The 17327-nt window shown below is 67.7% G+C and carries 22 protein-coding genes; 11 read left to right on the forward strand and 11 right to left on the reverse strand.

Annotation, left to right across the window (positions count from 1 at the left end; translation table 11 throughout):
* The first annotated feature begins 70 nt into the window (after nucleotides 1-70).
* On the forward strand, nucleotides 71-580 hold the full coding sequence (locus APY03_RS22190) for a BON domain-containing protein (protein WP_068680097.1): 510 nt from the start codon (nucleotides 71-73) through the stop codon (nucleotides 578-580).
* Between the two features lie 74 nt (nucleotides 581-654).
* Here the strand turns inward: APY03_RS22190 and APY03_RS22195 are convergent, their stop codons facing one another.
* The 6 genes from APY03_RS22195 to APY03_RS22215 all read right to left on the reverse strand — a co-directional run bounded on the left by APY03_RS22195 (nucleotide 655) and on the right by APY03_RS22215 (nucleotide 4186).
* Nucleotides 655-1200, reverse strand: a complete 546-nt coding sequence (locus tag APY03_RS22195) for a ferritin-like domain-containing protein (RefSeq protein WP_068680098.1) — start codon at nucleotides 1198-1200, stop codon at nucleotides 655-657.
* The gene (locus tag APY03_RS22200; RefSeq protein WP_232081236.1) at nucleotides 1197-1682 is read right to left on the reverse strand and encodes a hypothetical protein; all 486 of its coding nucleotides are present in this window, start codon (nucleotides 1680-1682) and stop codon (nucleotides 1197-1199) included. Before APY03_RS22200 ends, APY03_RS22195 begins: the two co-directional genes overlap by 4 nt.
* Nucleotides 1645-2025 carry a hypothetical protein gene (locus APY03_RS22205; RefSeq protein WP_068680100.1) on the reverse strand — a complete coding sequence of 127 codons (381 nt, stop codon included), beginning with the start codon at nucleotides 2023-2025 and terminating at the stop codon, nucleotides 1645-1647. Before APY03_RS22205 ends, APY03_RS22200 begins: the two co-directional genes overlap by 38 nt.
* 29 nt (nucleotides 2026-2054) lie before the next feature.
* Entirely contained in the window at nucleotides 2055-2429 is a 375-nt protein-coding gene (locus APY03_RS22210; protein ID WP_068680101.1) for a hypothetical protein, read from the reverse strand.
* 56 nt (nucleotides 2430-2485) lie between these two features.
* The gene (locus tag APY03_RS40470; protein ID WP_083944504.1) at nucleotides 2486-2647 is read right to left on the reverse strand and encodes a DUF1328 domain-containing protein; all 162 of its coding nucleotides are present in this window, start codon (nucleotides 2645-2647) and stop codon (nucleotides 2486-2488) included.
* 168 nt (nucleotides 2648-2815) lie between these two features.
* Complete coding sequence (locus APY03_RS22215; RefSeq protein ID WP_068680102.1) at nucleotides 2816-4186, reverse strand: CHASE3 domain-containing protein; 1371 nt, start codon at nucleotides 4184-4186, stop codon at nucleotides 2816-2818.
* Between the two features lie 107 nt (nucleotides 4187-4293).
* On the opposite strand from APY03_RS22215, the gene APY03_RS22220 reads away from it, so the two are divergent.
* Complete coding sequence (locus tag APY03_RS22220) at nucleotides 4294-4926, forward strand: response regulator (RefSeq protein ID WP_068680104.1); 633 nt, start codon at nucleotides 4294-4296, stop codon at nucleotides 4924-4926.
* Nucleotides 4927-5000: 74 nt separating this feature from the next.
* Here APY03_RS22220 and APY03_RS22225 read toward each other — a convergent pair whose 3' ends face one another.
* Nucleotides 5001-5405 carry a response regulator gene (locus APY03_RS22225; RefSeq protein WP_068680107.1) on the reverse strand — a complete coding sequence of 135 codons (405 nt, stop codon included), beginning with the start codon at nucleotides 5403-5405 and terminating at the stop codon, nucleotides 5001-5003.
* A 293-nt stretch (nucleotides 5406-5698) separates the two neighbouring features.
* Here APY03_RS22225 and APY03_RS22230 point away from each other — a divergent pair, with 293 nt between their 5' ends.
* Nucleotides 5699-5905, forward strand: a complete 207-nt coding sequence (locus APY03_RS22230) for a hypothetical protein (RefSeq protein ID WP_102906103.1) — start codon at nucleotides 5699-5701, stop codon at nucleotides 5903-5905.
* 38 nt (nucleotides 5906-5943) lie between these two features.
* A complete protein-coding gene (locus APY03_RS22235) occupies nucleotides 5944-7920 on the forward strand; it encodes an AsmA family protein (RefSeq protein WP_068680341.1) in 1977 nt (658 codons plus the stop codon).
* A gap of 28 nt (nucleotides 7921-7948) precedes the next feature.
* On the opposite strand, the gene APY03_RS22240 is transcribed toward APY03_RS22235, so the two are convergent.
* The 3 genes from APY03_RS22240 to gpmA form a co-directional block, all read right to left on the reverse strand.
* Complete coding sequence (locus APY03_RS22240; protein ID WP_068680111.1) at nucleotides 7949-8710, reverse strand: HesA/MoeB/ThiF family protein; 762 nt, start codon at nucleotides 8708-8710, stop codon at nucleotides 7949-7951.
* Between the two features lie 52 nt (nucleotides 8711-8762).
* Complete coding sequence (locus tag APY03_RS22245; protein WP_068680113.1) at nucleotides 8763-10205, reverse strand: S41 family peptidase; 1443 nt, start codon at nucleotides 10203-10205, stop codon at nucleotides 8763-8765.
* 95 nt (nucleotides 10206-10300) lie between these two features.
* Complete coding sequence (gene gpmA / locus APY03_RS22250; protein ID WP_068680114.1) at nucleotides 10301-11050, reverse strand: 2,3-diphosphoglycerate-dependent phosphoglycerate mutase; 750 nt, start codon at nucleotides 11048-11050, stop codon at nucleotides 10301-10303.
* Nucleotides 11051-11123: 73 nt separating this feature from the next.
* Between gpmA and APY03_RS22255 the strand changes: the two genes are divergently transcribed.
* The 7 genes from APY03_RS22255 to pabB all read left to right on the forward strand — a co-directional run bounded on the left by APY03_RS22255 (nucleotide 11124) and on the right by pabB (nucleotide 17220).
* Entirely contained in the window at nucleotides 11124-11531 is a 408-nt protein-coding gene (locus APY03_RS22255) for a rhodanese-like domain-containing protein (RefSeq protein ID WP_068680117.1), read from the forward strand.
* A 22-nt stretch (nucleotides 11532-11553) separates the two neighbouring features.
* Nucleotides 11554-11814, forward strand: coding sequence for a glutaredoxin 3 (grxC, locus tag APY03_RS22260; protein WP_068680342.1), 261 nt, complete (start codon nucleotides 11554-11556; stop codon nucleotides 11812-11814).
* Between the two features lie 108 nt (nucleotides 11815-11922).
* On the forward strand, nucleotides 11923-12387 hold the full coding sequence (gene secB / locus APY03_RS22265) for a protein-export chaperone SecB (protein ID WP_068680343.1): 465 nt from the start codon (nucleotides 11923-11925) through the stop codon (nucleotides 12385-12387).
* A 26-nt stretch (nucleotides 12388-12413) separates the two neighbouring features.
* A complete protein-coding gene (locus APY03_RS22270) occupies nucleotides 12414-13409 on the forward strand; it encodes an NAD(P)H-dependent glycerol-3-phosphate dehydrogenase (protein WP_068680119.1) in 996 nt (331 codons plus the stop codon).
* A 38-nt stretch (nucleotides 13410-13447) separates the two neighbouring features.
* The gene (nadC, locus tag APY03_RS22275; RefSeq protein ID WP_068680121.1) at nucleotides 13448-14326 is read left to right on the forward strand and encodes a carboxylating nicotinate-nucleotide diphosphorylase; all 879 of its coding nucleotides are present in this window, start codon (nucleotides 13448-13450) and stop codon (nucleotides 14324-14326) included.
* Nucleotides 14327-14329: 3 nt separating this feature from the next.
* Entirely contained in the window at nucleotides 14330-15442 is a 1113-nt protein-coding gene (gene nadA / locus APY03_RS22280) for a quinolinate synthase NadA (protein ID WP_068680123.1), read from the forward strand.
* Nucleotides 15442-17220: an aminodeoxychorismate synthase component I gene (gene pabB, locus APY03_RS22285; RefSeq protein WP_068680125.1), complete on the forward strand. Its 1779-nt coding sequence runs from the start codon at nucleotides 15442-15444 to the stop codon at nucleotides 17218-17220. Before nadA ends, pabB begins: the two co-directional genes overlap by 1 nt.
* Before the next feature lie 27 nt (nucleotides 17221-17247).
* Here the strand turns inward: pabB and APY03_RS45385 are convergent.
* On the reverse strand, nucleotides 17248-17327 hold an 80-nt coding region (locus APY03_RS45385; RefSeq protein WP_269747400.1), incomplete at its 5' end, for a hypothetical protein.

Consider the following 17327-nt stretch of genomic DNA (forward strand, 5'->3'; position numbering starts at 1 on the left):
GGCCGACTTTGGTGCCCCCTCGCTACGCTGGCGCGTGGTCCGAACGGACCGCTCATCCAAGGAGCTTGTCATGATCACACCCATTTCCGATCGCAACCGGCTGGCACTGCTGCTGGCGGGTGGTGTCCTTGTGCTCGCCGCCTGCGACAAGGGCGGCAACCAGACGGCAGGCGAGAAGCTGGATTCTGCCATCGCCAAGACCGAGCAGGCAGGAGACGAGGCGAAGGCGAAGGCCGAACGCCTGGCCCGGGAAGCCGTGCAGAAGGCCGAGTCGTCGAGCGCGTCGGCCGAATCCACGATCAAGCGAGAGACCCAGGAAGCCGCCGACGCGGCCAGGACAGCAAGCGCCTCGGTGGCCGCCACCGTCGACGACGCAGCGATTACCGCCGCCGTGTCGGCCGGCTTGGCGAAGGATCCCGACCTGAACGCGACGAGGATCGACGTCGACACCAAGGGCGGAACTGTCATGCTGAAGGGGCCGGCGCCCAATGCAGCGGCCAAGATCCGCGCGACGGAGATCGCCAAGGCGGTGAAGGGTGTCGGCGCGGTCGACAACCAGCTGCAGGTCAAGACGATGTAGGCCCCATGGGCAGGCCAGCAAAAAAGCCCGGCACCGCCGGGCTTTTTTTGCTGGCACGCGCTTCGCACGCCGTCTCAGTGGCCGAGCCAGTCCTTCAGCTCGTCGGCATGCTCTTCCTCGTCGGCGAGGATCTCCTCCAGCATGCGACGGGTGGTGGGGTCCTTGTCGCCGAGCAGCGAGATCATCTGCCGGTAAGTCTCGATGGCGATGCGCTCGGCCACCAGGTTGGCGCGCACCATGGCCTGCAGGTCCTTGGATTCGTCGTACTGGGCGTGGCTGCGCTCGCGCAGCGTCTGCGGGTTGAAGTCCGGATCGCCACCCAGCTGCACGATGCGCTCCGCAATCTTGTCCGCGTGGGCAGACTCTTCGTTCGCGTGAACCAGGAACTCGTCGGCAATTGCCGGTGAGGCCTGACCGCTCGCGGTGAAGTAGTGACGCTTGTAGCGCAATACGCAAACCAGCTCGGTCGCCAGGGCTTCGTTGAGCAGTTGCACGAGGTCGTCGCGCCACGGCCCATACCCAGGCGTCACCGCACCGTCGTCGAGGTTTTGGGAGGCGGCGTCGATCTTGGCCTGGTCCAGCACCAGGCGCTGGGGTTTCTCGGCTGTTGCGTTCGTCATGGGGAATCCTTTTGTGGGGGGCTATTCGGGTTCTTGTGCATCAGCGTGGTCACGAGATCGGCCACGTCGGATGTCTTGAGCACTGCGGCGAGCACTGCCGTGATGGACAACAGGCGCCAGGGCCTGATCAGCACGACCAGCGCCCCGGTCCCCGCCGCGGCGGCGATGAGCTTGACCGGCTGTTCGCGCGCATAGCGTTCGATCAGGGGGCGGGCGAGCTGTCCGGCCGCGTTGGCCGGATGGCGGCGCCACCAGCGCTGCACCACGTTGCGTGCCACCGAAGCCCACGCCACGCGATCGATGATCGTTTCGCGCCGCGTTTCATGCGCAGTTGCTTCATCAACCGGCTCTCTGTCGTATGCGGGCTGTTCGCGTCCCTGCAGCTGCGCGACCAGCGCACGGCGCGAAATGGCGAGGCGCTGCTGCGGCGTCAGGCTCTCTGGCTCAGCGGGCATTGGCGTCTCCCGCAGCACGGAGGGCATGGATATCGGCATCCACCTGTGCGCGCAACTCGTTGAAGCCGTGGAATTCGATGGGGCGCGCGGCCACGTAGCCGGCGATCAGCGCGATGGCCGCCGACACGCCGGGAACAGCGACCAGCACCCAATGAAACCCACCCTGGACCACTCCCAGCATGATGGCCGTCCCCGTCAGCCCAAGGGCCAGCATGCCCGCGACCGCTGCCAGGACACCGGCAACGACCCGCGCTATCAGGCCCTTGCTGGCTTCTGCAGCCTCCAGCCTGAGCAGCGCCGCGTAGTTCGAGGCATGTTCGGCGAACAGCTCGGGGCGCCTGAGCACCGAGGAAAAAATGGGATGGAACATGGTGCGGCAGGCGACGGGGCGGCTTCAGGTCAATAGTCGTCCCGGCTGCGGCGGCTGGCGAGCACGATCAGCGCGGTGATGACGGCGCCGGCTGCGGCTGCAACGAGCACCGAGCGCACTGGCTGATCCGCAATGTAGCGGCCTGTAACGTCAGCCGCCTGTTCCAGGCGGCGCTGGGCGCGGGCGCTGGTCGTCGAGGCGGCATCCAGGCCGCGCTGCACGGCTTGCTGCACGCGGGCCGCGAGCTGCTCGACCGTGGGTTCGGCCTCGCGGCGCAGGTCGCGAACCTTCTCGCCTGCAGCATTCACCGCGTTCTGGGCATAGGCGCGGGTGGTGTCGAGGGCGTCGCTGGCAGCTTGACGTGCCTCTTCAGCAACCTGCGACGGGGTCTTGATCGTGCTCATGAGAAAAGTCCTTCCGGGAGAAAAATTGCGAGAGCCTGCTCATCGTAACGACGCAGTCATCGTCGCATCAAGCCCGCGATGAAACTGGCGAGCGCCAGCACGATGAAGATGACGAAGAGGATCTTGGCGATACCCACCGCGCTGGCCGCGATGCCACCGAAACCGAAGACCGCGGCGATCAGCGCAATGACCAGGAACACGACTGCGTAGTACAACATGCTGGACTCCTTTCGCGAGCTCGTCTCGTTGTTGTGGATCACGGCTCTTCGCGTTGGCGAGAGCATGGAGCGAAAGTTAAACGAGGGCCCATAAAGACCCTGTCAGCAGCCGAGGCCTGGGGGCGTAGGAGAGGGCCGAAAGGCACCCTGCGGATGCGAGGACTGCGCTCAGGCCAGCTGACTGGCCGTGGAAGGGGCGGCCGCGGCGGCGGTGGGCAGGCTGGCGCTCAGGCGCGTCCCTTGGCCCGGGATCGACGATATGGTCAGCTTGCCCTTGGCCGTCTGGACGCGATGCTGCATGCCTGCCAGGCCGTGGGAGGACGCGCGGGTGGCCTGGAGGTCGAAGCCCTTGCCGTTGTCGCTCACCTCCACCACGACATGGTTGCCGTAGTTCTTCATCACGATGCTGGCTTCGGTCGCATGCGCGTACTTGCCGATGTTGGTCAGGCTTTCCTGCACCATCCGATAGACGGTGAGCTGGTTGGCTTCGTCGAGTGACACCGGCTCGAGCACCATCTCGACCTCGACGCCGGAGCGCTCGGCGAACTCGCGCCCCAGGATCTCCAGCGAGGCAATCAGGCCGAGGTTGGCGAGCGAGGACGGTCTCAGGTCCTCGATGATCCGGCGTTTGAGAGCGATGCCGCTGTTGAGCAGTTCGTTCATGTGCTGCAACCGCTGTATCGCTTCCGGCGAATCGACCAGGCGGGACTTCAACCGTGCGACGTCGAGCTTGGCAGCGGTCAGCAGGGAACCCAGTTCGTCGTGCAGCTCGCGGGCCAGGAAGCCGCGCTCGGTCTCGCGCACCTCCTGGAGATGGGTGGCGAGCTCGGCGAGCGTCGCAGTCCGCTCGCGCACCTCGTCCTCCAGCGCGTTGCGCTCGCGCTGCAAGGCTTCCTGCTGGCGCTCGCCGGCCGAGCGCAGGGCATGCGTCTGGCGCAGGTAGAGATAGAAGGCCGCCAGCCCCGCCAGCGCCACCAGCCCGATGCCGATGCGGGCGAAGCGCAGCGACCTCGCGATCTGTGCCTGCCCCCGCATCAGGGCTTCGTTGCTGAGCGCTGTCAGCTCGGCGGTCTGCTGCCGGATGGCTTCCATCTCCTCGCGGCCGACATCGGTGGTGATCACGAATTTCCAGGCATCGTCGTTGCCCTCCCGCCGCAGCCGTACGCTCATGTCGATCTCGGCGAGCTTGCGCGAGACATGCTTGGTGAGCTCGGCCAGCCGCGCAGTTTCGGCAGGGCGATGGGCGTAGAGCGACTGGAGCGCGGCCAGTTGGCCATCGACCTTCTTGACGGCGCTGTCATAAGGTTCGCGATAGCGTGCCTCTCCGGTCAACAAATAGCCTCGCTGACCCGTTTCGGCATCGACAATGCTCTGCAGCAGAAGATTGAGCGCGAGTCGAACGCGCTGCGCCTCGCTGACCTCGGTCAGCGCCTTCGTGGATTGCCGGTAGCCTGCCTCGTTGATGCCCACGAGCGCAAGCGCCGCGAGCATCGCGAGCGTGAGGCCGGCGGCCATCTTGGGGAAAGCTAACCAGCGCATGGGGTCTCCGCGGGACGCGAGCAGTTCAAATTCAGGAATAATCGACGTGAACCAGGGGGCAGTTTGCAGCGACGCAAAAGGCCGCGACACGACAAAGAAGGTATCAGATGATCAAAATCGGAATTGTGGATGACCATGCCATCGTGCGCTCCGGCCTGCGCCAGTTCTTCTCGGAGCACGTCGATCTGCGCGTGGTCGGGGAGGCAGCGAGCGGGCGCGAGGCGATCGAGCTCGTGCGCACCACGGAGCTCGACGTGCTGGTGATGGACCTTTCGATGCCCGGGCAGAGCGGCATCGACGCGCTGGCAATGATCCGCGCCAAGGCTCCGGACGTCGGCATCCTCATCCTCAGCGGCTACCCCGAGGAGCACTACGCGATGAACCTGATCCGGCAGGGCGCGAGCGGCTACCTCAACAAGGAATGCGATCCGATGGAAATCGTGAACGCCATTCGCACCATCTCGCTGGGCCGCCGCTACATCACGCCCGCCGTGGCCGAACTGCTGGCGCGGCAGCTCGACCGCAAGGACGACGCGGCCCCGCACGAGCAGCTGTCTGAACGCGAGTTCCAGGTCTTCCTCAAGCTGGCCAAGGGAGAGACGGCGGGTGACATCGCCAAGACCCTGTCGCTCTCGGTCAAGACAGTCAGCACCTATCGCACGAGGCTCATGGAAAAGATGAACCTCTCCTCCAACAGCGACCTCACGTATTACGCGCTGAAGAACAAGCTGATCGATTGAAGCGCGGAAGGCGCCCTTAGCGGAACGGGGGCGCCGCATGGGCGGGGCCATGAGCGCAATCGGGTTGCGTGGCTTCAGCTCGAACCCGAGGTCTGCCGCAGCGCCGAGGCCTGCTCGATGCAGAAGTCGATGAGCGCATCGATCTCGTTCGACTTGTCGAAGACCGCATCCACCCCGAACTGGGCGCACCGCTTGCGGATGTCGGGCGTGGCGTAGTTGCTGAGCACCACGATCTTCTGATCGGGCCGGCGCGTGCTGACAGCCTGCAGCACGCCGAGACCACTGCCCTGCTTGAGAAACAGGTCGACGATGGCCAGTTCCCAGTGCTCGCTGTTCTCCGCAAGCCAGCGGACAGCCTCTGCCTCGGTTTCGGCGAAGCCGACTGCCGAAATGCACGTGAGCTCTTCCAGAGTGCCGACGAGGTTCTCGCGGATCGTGACGTTGTCTTCGACGATGTAGGTTTTCAATCTGAGGTCCATGGAGAACCGCGTGTCTGCCTGGAATGAAACTCCGCGACCTTAGCGGATGACCGCGATGAAAGCTAGTTTGTAAATGTTGCTACGAATGACTGAGCCGGATCATGCCGCCTGCGGCGCCGTGCGGATGTAGGCGCGTTCTTACGAGTTCTGTGGTCTGACTGCCCGTAGGCCGAGCCTCACAACCGCTGCGGTCGGATGCCGACCCTCGCGCAGGGCGGCGCTCCTTACCCTTCAGGGGGATAGAGTTGCGGCGCTCCTGCCGCAGCTTCGAGTTCCGTCGCCGAGGTGCCAAGATGAAGATGATGTGGAACTACGGGGCCATCAGCCTGTTGACCCTGGCCGCCGCCGCAGTCGTTGCTCTCGGGGAACCCGCGAGCGCAGAGTTGAAGGTGGTCGAGGCCGCCACCGCGGCCGCTACCGTGGGCACCACTGCCCTGGGCTTCCTCGCCTCTCCCGCCTCCATCACCTCGACGCCGGATCAGAAGACGACCGTGCCGTGACCGCGTCGCCCGCCCCCAAGCCGCGTCTGTCGATCTGGATGAGGGTCGGCGCGGTGGTGCTGGGGCTGTTGGCGGCGCTGCTGCTGCTGCTGGCCCTGTTTCCGTGGGATGCGCTGCGCGGGCCGGTCAATCGCTATGTCAGCGAGCAGACAGGCCGCAAGTTCGAGATCACTCGCCGCCTGGATGTCGATCTGGGGTGGCGCGCGGCCACCGTCAAACTCGACGGCATCGAGTTTGCCAACCCCCCATGGGCGCGGGAGCCCTACTTGGTCCGGGCGGAGCGCGCGACCTTCGACATCCGGCTGTGGCCGCTGCTGTCGAAGCGGGTTGTGATTCCACGCATTTTTCTGGCCTCGCCCGCGCTGGGCCTGCAGATGGAAGAGGACGGCCGGCGCACCTGGGCCCTGGGCAAGGACACCGCGGACGAAGGCACCGTCCCGGTGATCGGCCTTCTGGAGGTCGACCGGGGCACGCTCGACTTCCTGGCCGCACACCTCGGGGTCGATCTGGGCGCCGACTTCAGTTACGACAGCAGTCGCGGGGAGCTGCCGCTCGACTTTCGCATCAAGGGGCGCTACCAGCGACAGCCGCTGACGGCTGAGGGGCGGACCGGCAACGTATTGCAGCTCAACGCGGCCGGCCAGCCTCCGTTCCCGCTGGAGATCGATGCGGCCGCTGGCCACACGCGCCTGAAGGCGAAGGGCACGGTGGCGGAGCTGGCAAACCTGGACGGCGTCGATGCCCGTTTCGAGCTCAAGGGCCAGAACCTGGGCGACCTGTACGGCTTGCTCGGGATCGCATTGCCGCAGACCTCGCCCTATGCGTTGAGCGGCGAGCTGCGCAAGCGCGCCAAGCTATGGGAGGCGGCGGGTCTCCAGGGCAAGCTGGGCCTCTCCGACATCGGGGGCGACATGAAGTTCGACCAGTCGAACAAGGTCCCCTTCCTGTCCGGTGCCCTGCGCTCGCGCGTGATGGACATGGACGACCTCGGCCCGCTGATCGGCCTGCCGCCCACCGAGCGCTCGGCCAAGGCCATCGAGGGCCTGGCACCGCCGCCGAGCATCACCGAGGTCAAGCGTGCGCGGCGCGATCCCGGCCGCAAGGTGCTGCCCACCGCCACGCTGGACTTCGAGCGGCTGCGCGCCATGAACGCCGAGGTGAAGTACACGGCCGACCGGATCAGGAACGTCCGTGAGCTGCCGCTGGACAAGGGCAGCGTGCAAGTGAAGCTGCGGGACGGCGTGCTGACGCTCGATCCGCTCAACCTGGGAGTGGCCGGCGGGTCGCTTGCCGGTGCCGTGCGCATCGACGGCGCGCAGAACCCGGCCGACATCCGGGCGGCGCTGGACGTGCGCAGGATGCAACTCAGCCGGCTGATTCCCAAGGTCGAAACCATGCGCACCAGTTTCGGCAAGCTCGATGGGCGGATCAATCTTTCCGGGCGCGGCAACTCGGTGGCGAGCTGGCTGGGCAATGCTTCCGGCGACGTTGCCGCGCTGACGGGTCGCGGGGAGTTCAGCAACCTGCTGCTGGAGTTCATGGGGCTGGATGGCGGCGAGATCATCAAGTTTCTTCTGCGCGGCGACGAGAACGTGGTGCTGCGCTGTGCCGCAATGGCCTTCGACGTCGAAAAGGGCACCATGGTGAGCCGCAGCGTCGTGCTTGATACGGAGGACACCCTGTTCAACGCGAGCGGCCAGATCAACCTGTCAAAGGAGACGCTGGACTTCGTGGTGAGGCCCCAGCCGAAGGACAGGAGCATCCTGTCCCTGCGCACGCCGCTGATCATTGGCGGCACGTTTGCCTCGCCCAGCGCCGGTCTGGAGGCTGGATCGCTGGCCACGCGCGGCGCTGCGGCCATCGTGCTGGGAGCCCTCAACCCCTTGCTCGCGCTTGCCGCTACCGTCGAGACCGGGCCGGGCGCGGATGCGGACTGCCAGGGTGTCCTGGCCCAAGCCAAGCGGCCTGGTGCGGGCGAGGCGGCGGCCGGCGCAGCCAAGGCCAGGAAGCAGTAACAGTCGCGAAGAGGTTGCGCGGTGGCGATCAGGTCGCCGCCGGCCGGTGGGCGCAGACGCTGCAAGCCGGATCGCGCGCGACGCGCAATGTGTCGAAGGCCGTGCGGCGTCCGTCGAACATCAGCAGGCTGCCCGCCAGCGAGGGGCCGATGCCAGCGAGCAGTTTCAGCGCTTCGTGCGCTTCCAGCATCCCGATGGTGCCGACCACCGGCGCAAACACCCCCAGCACTGCGCAGCGCGTTTCCTCGAAATGTGCATCGGGGGGAAACAGACAGGCGTAGCAGGGCGAGGCGGCATCGCGCGTGTCGTACACGCTCAGCTGGCCGTCGAAACGGATCGCCGCGCCGGCCACCAGTGGCCTGGCGTGAGCCACGCACGCGCGGTTCACGGCCTGCCGGGTGGAGAAGTTGTCGCTGCAGTCGATGACGACGTCGGCCGCTGCCACCAGCCGATGCAGCAGGGCCTCGTCGGCGCGCTGCACGTGGGTCTCGATGCGGATCTCCGGATTGATGTCCCGCATCGCCGCGGCCGCCGACTCGACCTTTGCCTGGCCGACGCGGGCAGTGCTGTGGGCGATCTGGCGCTGGAGGTTGGTGAGGTCGACCTCGTCGTCGTCGACCAGCGTTATGTGGCCGACGCCGGCCGCCGCGAGATAGAGCGCTACCGGCGAGCCCAGTCCGCCGGCGCCGATCACCAGCGCGTGACCGGCGCTGACGCGTCCCTGGCCGTCGATGCCGAATTCCTCGAGGAGGATGTGGCGCGAATAGCGCAGCAGGTCCTGGTCTTCCATGCGCCGCGCGGGCCGATGCCGGCGCTCCCCCGACGGGAGCTGGCGTGCCGGATCAGTTTTCCTTCTTTTCTTCCTTGTTCTCGACGATCACCTGCGTCTTGCTCACGAGCACGGGCTGGCCCTTCAGCCGGTTCAGCGCCTGCATCAGCGGGAAGTCCTTCTCGTTGCCGAACTCGGGCACCTTGCGGTCCTGCGGCGGCTTCTTGGCTTCCTCCTCGAGGCGCTTGCGCGCTTCGTCGCGGGCCTTCTCCCGCTCGGGGTCCTTGGCCTCGGGGCCCTGGCCGCTCGCCAGATGCTTCTCAAGGTCGGCCTCGCGCATGCGCAGCGCCGCGAAGGGACTGCCTTCGGCGCTCTCATCGACCAGCACGTTGGGCACGATGCCCTTGGCCTGGATCGAGGTGCCGCTGGGCGTGTAGTAGCGCGCCGTCGTGATCTTGAGGCCGGTGTCCGGGCCGAGCGGGCGCACCGTCTGCACCGAGCCCTTGCCGAAGGTCTGGCTGCCCATGATGATCGCGCGCTTGTGGTCCTGAAGCGCACCCGCCACGATCTCGCTGGCGGAAGCCGAACCTTCGTTCACCAGCACCACCAGCGGTACCGTCTTGAGCGAGGGCGGGAGGTTGCGCAGCGGGTCGCTGCCCGCGCGGCGCTGGTAGTACTCGGGCGCGGCCTTGTAGACCGACTTGCTCTCGGGCAACTGGCCGTCGGTGGATACCACCGTGACGTTCTCGGGCAGGAACGCAGCCGAGATGGCCACCGCCGCGTCGAGCAGGCCGCCCGGGTCGTTGCGCAGGTCAAGCACCAGGCCCTTGAGGTTGGGCTCCTGCTTGTAGATCTCCTCGACCTTCTTGACGAAGTCGTCGACCGTGCGCTCCTGGAACTGCGACAGGCGGATCCAGCCGTAGCCCGGCTCCATCACCTTGCCTCGCACCGACTGCGTACGGATCTCCTCGCGCGTGATGGTCACCGGGAAGGTGCGGTTCTCATCCTTGCGGAAGATCGTCAGCAGCACCTTGGTGTTGGCCTCGCCGCGCATGCGCTTGACCGCCTCGTTGAGCGAGAGCCCGCGCACCGCCGTGTCGTCGATGCGGGTGATCATGTCGTTGGGCTTGAGGCCGGCGCGGAAGGCGGGCGAGCCCTCGATCGGCGACACCACCTTGATCAGGCCGTCTTCCTGCGAGATCTCGATGCCCACGCCGACGAAGCGGCCGGTGGTGCCCTCTCGAAATTCCTTGAAGGACTTCTTGTCGAAGTACTGCGAATGCGGGTCGAGCCCGGCGACCATGCCGGAGATCGCGTCCGAGATGAGCTTCTTCTCGTCGACCTGCTCGACGTAATCGCTCTTCACCATCCCGAACACGGCTGCGAGCTGCTGCAGTTCTTCCAGCGGCAGTGGGGCCAGCGAACCTCGTGCAACTGTTTGCAACGAGACCGTGGTCAGCGCGCCTGCAAAGGCGCCGGCTGCGACCCAGCCCGTGATCTTGAGTTTCTGCCCCATTTAAATATCCTTGTCGCCTGTCAAACCAATATACACAGCTTGGAAGCAAGTTGTCTGCCGTGGTTCCGCGTACCCGATGGCGCCGCAGCAGATTTTCAGGCTCGGGCTTTGCCTTGTGCGGCGATGGCCGCTGCAGCCTTCTCGGCGGCTGCCGCATCGCCGAGGTAGTAGTGCCGCAGCGGCTTGAGCTCGTCGTCGAGTTCGTAGACCAGCGGAATGCCATTCGGAATGTTGAGTCCGACGATGTCGTCGTCGGAGATGCCGTCCAGGTATTTGACCAGCGCGCGGATCGAGTTGCCGTGCGCTGCCACCACCAGCCGCCGGCCGGCGCGGATCGCCGGCGCCATCGATTCGTTCCAGAAGGGCAGCACGCGCGCCACCGTGTCCTTCAGGCATTCGGTCAGCGGCACCTGTTCGGGTGCGAGCTTGGCGTAGCGCGGATCGCCGCGCTCGCTGCGCGGATCGCCGGGGTCGAGCGCCGGCGGGGGCACGCTGTAGCTGCGGCGCCAGATCAGCACCTGCTCGTCTCCGTACTTCTTGGCCGTCTCGGCCTTGTTGAGGCCCTGAAGCGCCCCGTAGTGGCGCTCGTTGAGGCGCCACGAATGCACCACCGGCAGCCAGGTGCGGTCCAGCTCGTCGAGCGTGTGCCACAGCGTGCGGGTGGCGCGCTTGAGCACGCTGGTGTAGGCGACGTCGAAGTCATACCCCTCGGCCTTCAGCAGCCGGCCAGACTGCTTGGCCTGCTCGATGCCGAGTGGAGTGAGGTCGACATCGGTCCAGCCGGTGAAGCGGTTTTCGAGATTCCAGGTCGATTCGCCGTGGCGGATCAGTACCAGTTTGTGCATGGGGGAGGCCTTTGGGAACGCTTGCCAAAACCCGACATTCTAAAATCCGCGGTTTGCCACTCAAGAGAACACCGTGAAATTCATCGTCGACAACTGGATGTTGATCCTGATTGCGCTCAGCTCCGGCAGCATGCTGGCCTGGCCGCTGCTGCGTGGAGCCACCTCCGGATCACTGACGGCGCAGGGCGCGGTGCAGCTGATCAACCGCGAGCGCGCCGTGGTGGTCGATGTGCGCGAGCCGGAGGAATTCGCCGCCGGCCACATGACCGGCGCCAAGAACGTGCCGCTCAACCAGCTCGAGGAAAAGCTCGCTGCCGCGGTCAAGAACAAGACGGTGCCCCTGCTGCTGGTGTGCGCCACCGGAGCGCGGGCCCAGCGTGCCGTGGCCATCGCCAAGAAACTCGGTTACGAGCAAGCCCAAGCGGTGGCCGGCGGGCTGAAATCCTGGAAAGAGGCTAACCTGCCGGTCGAAAAGGCCTGAACTTCCCACCCACATGAGCACGATGCAAGCCGTCAAGATGTACACCACCGCCGTCTGCCCTTATTGCATTCGCGCGAAGCAGATTCTCAAAGCCAAGGGCGTCGAACAGATCGAGGAAATCCGCATCGACAGCGATCCGCAAGCCCGGATCACGATGATGAACATCACCCAGCGGCGCACCGTCCCGCAGATTTTCATCGGCGACACGCATGTCGGCGGCTGCGACGACCTGATCGCGCTCGACAGCCGCGGCGCGCTGGTGCCGCTGCTGCAGGGCGACTGACGCCGCGGGGCGATAATCGCCCTTTTCCCACCCATCCAAACACGCCAGCCCGCCGTCGGGACATCTTTTCCCCCGGCGGGCGTTGTTTTGACCTTCGAAAGTTCTGCCATGGCCGACCAGCAAGCCCAAGACCCCGTCTTCCAGATCCAGCGCGTCTACCTGAAAGACCTGTCGCTCGAGCAGCCGAACTCGCCGGCCATCCTGCTGGAGCAGGAGCAGCCCACGGTCGACATCCAGCTCGGCGTCGATGCCCAGCCGGTGACCGACGGCATCTTCGAGATCACCGTCTCCGCCACCGTGCAGACCAAGATCCAGGACCGCACCGTGTTCCTGGTCGAGGCCAAGCAGGCCGGCATCTTCGAGATCCGCAACCTGCCCGAAGAGCAGATGGGCCCGATCCTCGGCATTGCGTGCCCGCAGATCGTCTACCCCTACCTCCGCGGCAACGTGGCCGACGTGATCCAGCGCGGCGGCTTCCCGCCGGTTCACCTGGCCGAAATCAACTTCCAGGCCATGTTCGAGCAGCAGCAGGCCCAGGCGGCCGGCCAGGCCTCGCCGATCATCACGCAGTAAGACCTCGGCACGTTGCGCAGCCGCCGATGAAGATCTGCGTGCTCGGCGCCGGCGCCTGGGGAACGGCGCTGGCGGTCAATGCGGCCGGCCGCCATGCGGTCAGCCTCTGGGCGCGCGACGCGGCCCAGGTGCAGGCCATGATGGCGGCGCGCGAGAACGCGCGCTACCTGCCCGGCATCCCGCTTCCGCCGTCCCTTGCCTTGCGCAGCGGCACCGTTCCCGCCGCGGTCGCCGATGCGGATCTGGCGATCATCGCCACTCCCATGGCCGCCCTGCGCGAGCAGCTCCTGCTGCTGCGCGATGCGGCCTGCCCGGTGGCCTGGCTGTGCAAGGGCGTGGAGCCCGCCCTGGCCGGTGCCGACGGCCTGCTGGCCCACGAGATCCAGGCCCAGGTGGCGCCCGGCCTGGTGGCCGGCGTGCTCAGCGGTCCCAGCTTTGCCCAGGAGGTCGCGCAGGGCCGGCCCACCGCGCTGGTCGCCGCCAGCGCCCATCCCGGTCTGCGTGAGGCGCTGGTCGGTGCCTTCCACGGTCCGAGCCTGCGTGTCTACGCCAATGAGGACATCGTGGGGGTCGAGGTCGGCGGCGCCGTGAAGAACGTGCTGGCGATCGCCACCGGCCTGGCCGACGGCCTGGCTCTCGGCCTCAATGCACGCGCGGCCCTGATCACCCGCGGCCTCGCCGAGATGACGCGCCTGGGCGTGGCCCTTGGCGCACGGCCCGACACCTTCATGGGGCTTTCGGGCCTGGGCGACCTGGTGCTGACCGCCACCGGCGACCTTTCTCGCAACCGCAAGGTCGGCCTGCTCCTGGCCCAGGGGCAGACGCTGGCGCAGGCCGTGGACTCGCTCGGCCATGTGGCCGAGGGCGTCTACTGCGCGCGCACCGTGGTTCAGCGCGCGCGCCACCTCGGCGTCGAGATGCCGATCGCGGAGAGCGTGGTGGCCCTGCTCGACGGTCGCGTGCGGCCCGCCGAGGCGGTCACGGAACTGATGAGCCGCGAGCCCGGCGTAGAAGCGCCCTGAAGCCGGCTTCCGCTCGAAGACGGACAGAACAACACGATATGGACGACAGCTTCTTCGACTTTTCCCCGGCCCGGATTGCCGAGCTGGCCGCTGCCGATGGCGCGCGCGCCCTGCGCGAGGATGCCGGCGACGGCGACCTCACCGCCGCCCTGGTGCCCGCCGGCACACGTGCCGTTGCGCGCGTGCTGCTGCGCGAGCCCGCCGTGCTGTGTGGCGCGCCCTGGGTGGAGGCCGTCGTGCGGCAGCTCGATCCGCAGGCGCGGATCGCCTGGCATGGCGCGGAAGGCGCACGCTGCGCGGCCGACCAGGTGGTGCTGGAGATCGAGGGCGACGCCCGCGCCTTGCTGACTGCCGAGCGCACCGCGCTCAACTTCCTGCAACTGCTCAGCGCAGTGGCGACGCGCACGGCCGCCTACGTGGAGGCGGTGCGCGGTACGCGCGCCGTGATCGTCGACACCCGCAAGACCCTGCCGGGCCTGCGCCTGGCGCAGAAGTACGCCGTGCGTGCCGGCGGCGGCACCAACCACCGCATCGGCCTCTACGACGCCATCCTCATCAAGGAGAACCACATCGCTGCCGCCGGCGGCGTCGGCGCTGCGCTGCGGGCCGCCGGTGAAGCAGGTCGCCGGGCCAGGTTCGTCGAGATCGAGGTGGAGACCCTGGACCAGCTCGACGAGGCGCTGGCCCAGGGCGCCCGCATGATCCTGCTGGACAACATGGACCTGCCGACCCTGCGCGAGGCCGTGCGCCGAAACGCTGCGGCCGCAAGCACCCGCGCCGTGCTGGAGATCTCGGGCGGCGTCACGCTGGACAGCGTGCGCGGCCTGGCCGAGACCGGCGTGGACCGCATCTCCATCGGTGCCCTGACCAAGGACATCAAGGCGATCGATTTCTCGATGCGTTTCCAGGAAGCGTGATCCATGACATCAGCAGTCATCAGCGTCGACTACGAGCAGCCGGTTTCCGGTGCCGCCTGCGACACGCGCCACGCCTGGGCGCGCGTGCCGGCCGAGCCCTCGCCGGACGAGCGCGAGGCGCTCAAGTCCCGCATCCGCCGTCTCCTGCGCGAGCGCAATGCGGTGATGGTCTCGCACTACTACGTGCATCCCGACCTGCAGGACCTGGCCGAGGAGACCGGCGGCATCGTCAGCGATTCGCTCGAGATGGCGCGCTTCGGCCGCGACCATCCGGCGCGGACCCTCGTGGTCTCCGGCGTGCGCTTCATGGGCGAGACGGCGAAGATCCTCTCGCCCGAGAAGCGCGTGCTGATGCCCGACCCGGACGCCACCTGCTCGCTGGACCTGGGTTGTCCGGCCGAAGCCTTCAGCGCCTTCTGCGACCAACACCCCGACCGCACGGTGGTCGTCTATGCCAACACCAGCGCAGCCGTGAAGGCGCGTGCCGACTGGCTGGTCACCTCCAGCTGTGCGCTCGACGTGGTGGGTGCCCTGCACGCACAAGGCCGCAAGATCCTGTGGGCCCCCGACCGGCACCTGGGCGACTACATCCGGCGCGAGACCGGCGCCGACATGCTGAGCTGGGACGGCGCCTGCATCGTGCATGACGAGTTCAAGGCCCTCGAGCTCGAACTGCTGATCGAGGCCCATCCAGGCGCGAAGGTGCTGGTGCATCCCGAGTCGCCGGCTCCGGTGATTGCGCTGGCCGACGCCGTGGGCTCCACCTCTGGCATCCTCGCCGCCGCGCAGCGCATGGATGCGCGCGAATTCATCGTCGCCACCGACACCGGCCTCCTGCACAAGCTGCGCACGCTCAACCCCGGCAAGACCTTCATCGAGGCGCCCACCGCCGGCAACGGCGCCACCTGCAAGAGCTGCGCGCACTGCCCGTGGATGGCGATGAACGGGCTGGCCGGCCTGGCGCGCGTGCTGGAGACAGGCGAGGGCGAGGTGCACGTCGACGCCGCGCTGGGCTTGCGTGCGCGCGTGCCGATCGATCGCATGCTGGCCTTCACAGCCGGCCTCAAGAAGGGGCTTCCGGCGGGCAGCCTGGTCACCGGTATCGGCGCGGCCTGATGGCGCCCGTCTCCGCGCTCATCGACTTTTCTTCTCCCGGCGAAACGCGCGATGCGCCGCGGCTGCGGCATGCCTTCGGAGTGCCGCGCGAGATCCTGCAGGCGCGCACGGCGGCCGAGGTCCGGCCCTTGCTGGACGCAGTGCAGGCGCAGGCCCGGCACGGCCGCTGGTGCGTGGGCTACCTGCGCTACGAGGCCGCCTGCGCTTTCGATCCGGCACTGGCGGTGCACGATCCAGACGGACCGCTCGCCTGGTTCGGTATCCACGAGAGGGCGCTGCCCTGGCCCGGAGACGATCACGATGCGGCCCAGCCGGCGTTGACGTGGGACGAGACGCTGTCCCGGCGCGAGTTCGACCTCGCGCTGGCCCGGCTGCGCGAGGCCATCGCTGCCGGTGATCTCTACCAGGTGAACTACACCTCGATGTTGCGCGGCCGTCTCGACGTGGCTGCGGGTGCGGGCCCGCATGCCGCGGCGCGCGCCCTGTTTGCTGCCCTGCAGCGTGCGCAGCCCGGCGGCTACGCGGCCTTCATCGACGATGGCGAGGAGCAAGTCCTGTCGGCGTCGCCCGAGTTGTTCTTCGACTGGCGAGCCGGCCGGCTGCTCGCGCGCCCCATGAAGGGCACGGCCGCGCGCGGCGCAACCGCGCAGGAAGATGCCGAGGCTGCGGCCCGCCTGCGCCGATCGGCCAAGGAGCGCGCCGAGAACGTCATGATCGTCGATCTGCTGCGCAACGACATGTCGCGCCTCGCCGAGCCGTTCTCGGTGCGCGTGCCCCGGCTGTTCCATGCCGAGGCTTTGCCGACCGTTTGGCAGATGACCTCCGACATCGAGGCGCGGACGCGGCCGGGCTGCACGCTGGCCGACGTGTTCGCGGCGCTCTTCCCGTGCGGATCGGTGACGGGCGCCCCCAAGGTCGGTGCCATGCGCATGATCCGCGCGCTGGAGCCCGGGCCCCGGGGCGTCTACTGCGGCGCCGTGGGCGTGGTCCGGCCGGGCGGCGATGCCACCTTCAACGTGCCGATCCGCACCGTCACGCTGCGCGGTGGGGTGGCCCGTTGCGGCATCGGCAGCGGCGTCGTCGCCGAATCGCAGCCGGACGGCGAATGGCTGGAATGGCAGCACAAGCGCGCCTTCCTCGATCGCGCCAGCACGCCCTTCGAACTGCTGGAGACGCTCGCGCTGGAAGACGGCCGCCTGCGCGATGCGCCGGCGCACCTCGCACGCATGGCCGCCGCGGCAGGGCACTTCGGCTACCCCTGGCAGGAGCTTGCCGCAGCGCAGCGCCTGGAAGCGCTGCGCCAGGCGCATCCGCGGGGCCACTGGCGCGTGCGCCTTCTGCTCGACCACGGCGGCCGCGTGCAGGTGCAGGCCGACGCGCAGAGCGCCGCGCCGCAGCGCGTGCGCCTGCAGCTGGCCGACCGGGCCTTCGGCGCATCAGGCAGCGAGTTCGTGCGTTTCAAGACTACACGCCGCTCGCATTACGAGGCCTTCGCACCCACGCGTGCGGGCGTGTTCGACACCCTGCTTTGGAACCTGCGCGGCGAGCTGACCGAATGCACGCGCGGCAACGTCGCCTTGCTGATCGGTGGCAGCTGGGTAACGCCGCCGCTGGCCTGCGGCCTGCTGGGCGGGGTCGGCCGGGAGCGCTGGCTGCGCGAAGGCCGGATGGCGGAGTCGGTGGTGCGCCTGCAGGACCTGCCGCGGGTGGAGGCGCTGGCCTTCGTGAACAGCCTGCGGGGCTGGATCGACGCGGAGCTCGACCCGCCGGCGGCCTGAACCGGGACGCCGTCGCTCATCAGGAATTCAGGAGTCGATTTCCAGGTTGTCGATCAACCTCGTCGAGCCGAGCCTGGCCGCCGCCAGCGCCACCAGCGGCTCGCCGG

The sequence above is a fragment of the Variovorax sp. WDL1 genome (assembly GCF_001541225.1).
Classification (GTDB): Bacteria; Pseudomonadota; Gammaproteobacteria; order Burkholderiales; family Burkholderiaceae_C; genus Variovorax.